Source organism: Brevundimonas sp. (genome assembly GCF_023259385.1).
In the GTDB taxonomy this organism is placed as follows: domain Bacteria; phylum Pseudomonadota; class Alphaproteobacteria; order Caulobacterales; family Caulobacteraceae; genus Brevundimonas.
Window position 1 is genome coordinate 1 of the sequence record NZ_JAHFPF010000267.1, and the last position, 4,642, is coordinate 4,642.

Below are 4,642 nucleotides of genomic sequence, written 5' to 3' on the forward strand. Positions count from 1 at the left end.
CCGCGCTCGCATCCAGCACGCCGTCGAGCGTAGGCCCCTGCGTCCCGCGCTGCCCGCCGACCGTCCCGCCGCCGCGCCCCGCGCGCCGGGCGGCCTGGTGCAACTGGGCGCCTTCTCCAGCGAACAGGCCGCCCGCGCCGCCTGGTCCCGGCTCAAGAGCGGCGCCGCCGGCTGGGCGCTGGAAGGGCTTTCGCCGACCTTCGAGGCCGTCTCGGTCAACGGCCGCGACCTCGTGCGCCTGAAGGTTCGCGCGCCCGCCGCTGGCGCTGCCGCCCTGTGCGCCGCCGCCGGGGTGGACGATCCCTGGTGCCGCCGGGCCGTATGAGACCCGAGCGCCGCACCGGCCTGACCTTCCTCTTCTGGGCCGCCTGCGCCGGCCTGACGGCGATCTATGCCGGCTGGGTGCTGGTCATGGCGCTCGGGACCGGCCAGATCGAGGGCAAACACGGACATGTCTACGATCAGGGGGCCGACCCCGGCGGCTTCGGCGCGGTGTTCGGCATCCACCTCCTCATCTTCGTCTTCAGCGCCGCCGCGGCCGTCTATGTGATGTGGGTCCGTCCGATGGCGATCCGGGGTGAAGCCACCCTGTCGCGCCGCCTTGCGGTTCGCGGCGACCTGGACAGCGCCGTCCGCGCGCCGCTCGACCCGACCGGCCAGTCCACAGACAGCTGACACGCGTTCGTTGACGGGCGCGCCCGCGCCGACGATTCTGGCGCTCGAACAGGCCGCATGTGAGTCGGCGGCGCTGAGGATTGAACCCCCATGGCTGACCCCACGGTCATCGTCGTCGGCAACGAAAAGGGCGGGGCGGGCAAGTCCACGCTCGCCATCCACATCGTCACCGGCCTGCTCCACGCCGGCAAGCGCGTGGCCATCATCGACCTGGATCTGCGCCAGCGTTCCATGGCCCGCTTCTTCGCCAACCGCGCGGCCTGGATGGCCGGCAACGGCCAGACCCTGCCCATGCCGATCGAGCCCGACCTGGGCGACGGCAAGGCCCTCGCGAAAGCCGACGAGGCCGAACAGCTGACCCGGTTCGAGGCCGCCTTCGCCGAGGCCCGGAACAGGGCCGAGGTCATCCTGATCGACACGCCCGGGGGCGACACCGTCCTGTCGCGCACGGCCCACGGCCTGGCGGACCAGATCGTCACCCCGATGAACGACAGCTTCGTCGACTTCGACCTGCTGGGTCAGGTCGATCCGGTCACCCTCGAACTGCTCAAGCCCTCGATCTATTCCGAGAGCGTCTGGGAGGCCCGCAAGCATCGGGCGATCACCCAGGGCCGTCATGCCCAGATCGATTGGATCGTCGTCACCAACCGTCTCGCCGTGGCCGAGGCCCGCAACCGCCGCCGCCTGGAAGAGCGGATGCAGAAGCTGGCCAAGCGCGTCGGCTTCCGCATGGGCCCGGGCCTGCGCGATCGGGTCATCTACCGCGAGCTCTTCCCGTTCGGTCTCACGGTCGCCGACCTGTCCAACGACGTGCGCCCGGTCGCCGTATCGCTGGCACACGTCGCCGCGCGGCAGGAGCTGCGCAACCTGATGCAGTCGCTGGGCCTCGAGGGCGGCACGCTCGACAACCCGCTCGACGCCGCGGCTTGAGCCCGCTCTGGCTGGTCCTGGCGGCGATCGCGGTCTGGGCTCTGGTTCGTCTTGGTCGTCAGGGCGAGCGGGCGGGGCGGGGACACTGGCGCATCACCGCCACCCTGTTCAGCGCCGTGATGATCGGCGGCGGCGTGCTGGCGGTCAGCCGGGGCTCATGGCTGTTCGGCGCCGGACTGATCGGCGCCGGCCTGTGGCTGACCATCGCCTCGCGCCAACGGGCCGTCGCGCCGCGCGCCGAGGGCATGACGGACAGTGAGGCTCGTTCACTCCTCGGCGTCTCCGCCGACGCCACGAAAGCCGAGATCAACGCCGCCTGGAAGCGGCTGATGGCCCGCGCCCACCCCGATCAGGGCGGGACGCAGGGCCTGGCCACGCGCCTGAACGCGGCGCGGGATTATCTGCTGAAGCGATAGGCGCGGCGGAGGATTACTCCTCCGCCGCCGCGGCCTTCTTCTTGGCCGGAGCCTTCTTGGCGGCGGGCTTCTTCGCCGCCGCCTTCTTCGGCGCGGCCTTCTTGGCGGGCGCCTTCTTCGTCTTCGCCGCCGGAGCCTTGGCCGCGCGTTCGGCCAGCAGCGGGATCGCCGCCTCCAGCGTCATGTCCTCGGGCGCGGTGCCCTTCGGGATCGTGGCGTTGACCTTGCCCCACTTCACATAGGGGCCGAAGCGGCCGGCCATGACCTGCACGGGAGCCTTGTCCTCGGGGTGTTCGCCCAGCTCCTTCAGCGGCGCGACCGCCGAGCCGCGGCCCGGACGTCCGGCGCGCTTCTCGGCCAGCAAGGCCACGGCGCGGTTCAGGCCGACCTCGAAAACTTCTTCGATGTCAGAGACATTCGCGTAAGTCCCCGCGTGAAGCACGAAGGGCCCGTAGCGGCCCAGGCCGGCGGTGATCATCTTGCCGTCTTCCGGGTGGACCCCCACCTCGCGCGGCAGGGCCAGCAGGCGCAGGGCCTGTTCCAGCGACAGCGACGCCGGCGACCAGCCCTTGGGCAGGGACGAGCGTTTCGGCTTGTCCGCGTCCAGCGGCATGGTCTCCACATAGGGGCCGAAGCGGCCGACCTTCAGCTCGACCGGCTGGCCCGTCGCCGGGTCATTGCCCAGGGTGCGGTCGCCGCCGTCCGCCCCGCCGCCCTCGGCGTCGGGCGCCGCGACCGGGCGGGTGTATTTGCAGTCCGGATAGCGCGAGCAGCCGATGAAGGCGCCGAAGCGGCTGGTCTTCAGGCTCAGCTGACCCTGATGGCACAGCGGGCATTCGCGCGGATCCGATCCGTCTTCCTTCTGCGGGAAGATGTGCGGCCCCAGCGACTCGTTCAGCGCGTCCAGGATGGCCGTGGTGCGCAGCTCGCCCGCGGCGCTCGTGGCCGCATGGAAGTCGGTCCAGAAGTCGCGCAGCAGCACCTTCCAGTTCAGCTCGCCCGCCGACACTTCGTCGAGACGGGTCTCCAGCGCCGCGGTGAAGTCGTACTCCACCCATTTGCGGAAGAACTGCTCCAGGAAGGCCGTGACCAGCCGTCCCTTGTCCTCGGGATAGAAGCGGTTCTTGTCCATGCGGACGTATTCGCGGTCGCGCAGGGTCGACAGGGTCGAGGCGTAGGTCGAGGGACGGCCGATGCCCAGCTCTTCCAGCTTCTTCACCAGCGTCGCTTCCGAGAAGCGCGGGGGCGGCTCGGTGAAGTGCTGCTCGGTGCGGATCGCCTCGACCTTGGCGGCCGAACCTTCCTTCAGCGCGGGCAGGCGGGTGGTGTCGTCCTCGTCGTCCTCGGCGCCCTTCTGCTTCTCGTCGCGGCCTTCTTCATAGACGGCCATGAAGCCGTCGAAGGCGACCACCTGGCCGGTGGCGCGCAGGCCCGTTTGGCCGGTCGGCTCCTCGATCTCGACCGTGGTGCGGTCCAGGCGCGCGGACTCCATCTGGCTGGCGATGGTCCGCTTCCAGATCAGTTCGTAGAGGCGCTGCAGGTCGCTTTCCAGACGCAGGGTCTCGGGCGCGCGGGCCATGTTCGTCGGACGAATGGCTTCGTGCGCTTCCTGAGCGTTCTTGGCTTTCGTCTTGTAATATCGAGGTTGTTCCGGAACGTAGGCCGGACCGAACCGCTGGCCGATGACTTCCCGCGCCTGGGCGATCCCCTCCGGGCTGACATACAGGCCGTCGGTCCGCATATAGGTGATCAGACCGCCCTGGTCGTCCACGCCCTCATACAGCTTCTGCGCCGCCTGCATGGTCCGCTGGGCGGTGAAGCCCAGCTTGCGCGACGCTTCCTGCTGCAGGGTCGACGTCATGAACGGCGGGCTGGGCGCGCGCTTGACCGGCTTCTTCTCGACCGAGTTGATCGTGAAGGTCCCGGCGTTGATGGCGTCGCGCGCGGCGCTCGCCATGGCTTCCGAGATGATGTCCAGGCGCTGCACCCGCTTGCCGGCGTGCTTGACCAGGCGGGCGACGAAGGGCGGGCTGTCGGCGGCTAGGTCGGCTTCGACGGACCAGTATTCCTGGGCCCGGAACTTCTCGATCTCCATCTCGCGATCGACGACGATGCGCAGGGCGACCGACTGCACCCGGCCGGCCGAACGGGCGCCCGGCAGCTTGCGCCACAGCACCGGCGACAGGGTGAAGCCCACCAGATAGTCCAGCGCGCGGCGGGCCAGATAGGCCTCGACCAGCTCCATGTCCACGTCGCGCGGGGCCGCCATGGCCTCCAGCACGGCGGACTTGGTGATGGCGTTGAAGGTGACCCGCTGAACGACCGTGTCCTTCAGCACCTTCTTCTTCTGCAGGATCTCCAGCACGTGCCAGCTGATCGCCTCACCCTCGCGATCGGGGTCGGTGGCCAGGATGACGCGGTCGGACTTCTTGGCGACCTCGGCGATCTCGCTCAGGCGCTTGGAGGCCTTGGCGTCGATCTCCCAGCTCATGGCGAAATCGTCGTCGGGCAGGACCGAGCCGTCCTTGGACGGCAGGTCTCGGACGTGGCCGTAGGAGGCCAGGACGGTGTAGTCCGGACCGAGGTACTTGTTGATGGTCTTGGCCTTCGCGGGGCTTTCG

The 4,642-nt window shown here is 69.6% G+C and carries 5 protein-coding genes; 4 read left to right on the forward strand and 1 reads right to left on the reverse strand.

The window, feature by feature from the left end; genetic code table 11:
- From Q0C81_RS16280 to Q0C81_RS16295, 4 genes are all read left to right on the forward strand, one after another.
- Positions 1–325: SPOR domain-containing protein (locus tag Q0C81_RS16280; RefSeq protein WP_291840331.1), on the forward strand; the 325-nt coding region annotated here is incomplete at its 5' end.
- The gene (locus tag Q0C81_RS16285; protein WP_291840333.1) at positions 307–675 is read left to right on the forward strand and encodes a hypothetical protein; all 369 of its coding nucleotides are present in this window, start codon (positions 307–309) and stop codon (positions 673–675) included. The genes Q0C81_RS16280 and Q0C81_RS16285, both read left to right, overlap by 19 nt.
- A 90-nt stretch (positions 676–765) precedes the next feature.
- Entirely contained in the window at positions 766–1,605 is an 840-nt protein-coding gene (locus tag Q0C81_RS16290; protein WP_291840336.1) for a division plane positioning ATPase MipZ, read from the forward strand.
- Positions 1,602–2,021, forward strand: coding sequence for a molecular chaperone DnaJ (locus tag Q0C81_RS16295; protein ID WP_291840340.1), 420 nt, complete (start codon positions 1,602–1,604; stop codon positions 2,019–2,021). The genes Q0C81_RS16290 and Q0C81_RS16295 overlap by 4 nt, the downstream gene beginning before the upstream one ends.
- A gap of 13 nt (positions 2,022–2,034) precedes the next feature.
- Here Q0C81_RS16295 and topA read toward each other — a convergent pair.
- Positions 2,035–4,642, reverse strand: a 2,608-nt coding sequence (topA, locus tag Q0C81_RS16300; RefSeq protein WP_291840343.1) for a type I DNA topoisomerase, incomplete at its 5' end; no start/stop codon positions are given.

Excerpts from the sequence above, each read along its gene's own strand:
- Q0C81_RS16290 (WP_291840336.1), top strand. The coding sequence starts at position 766 with ATGGCTGACCCCACGGTCATCGTCGTCGGCAACGAAAAGGGCGGGGCG.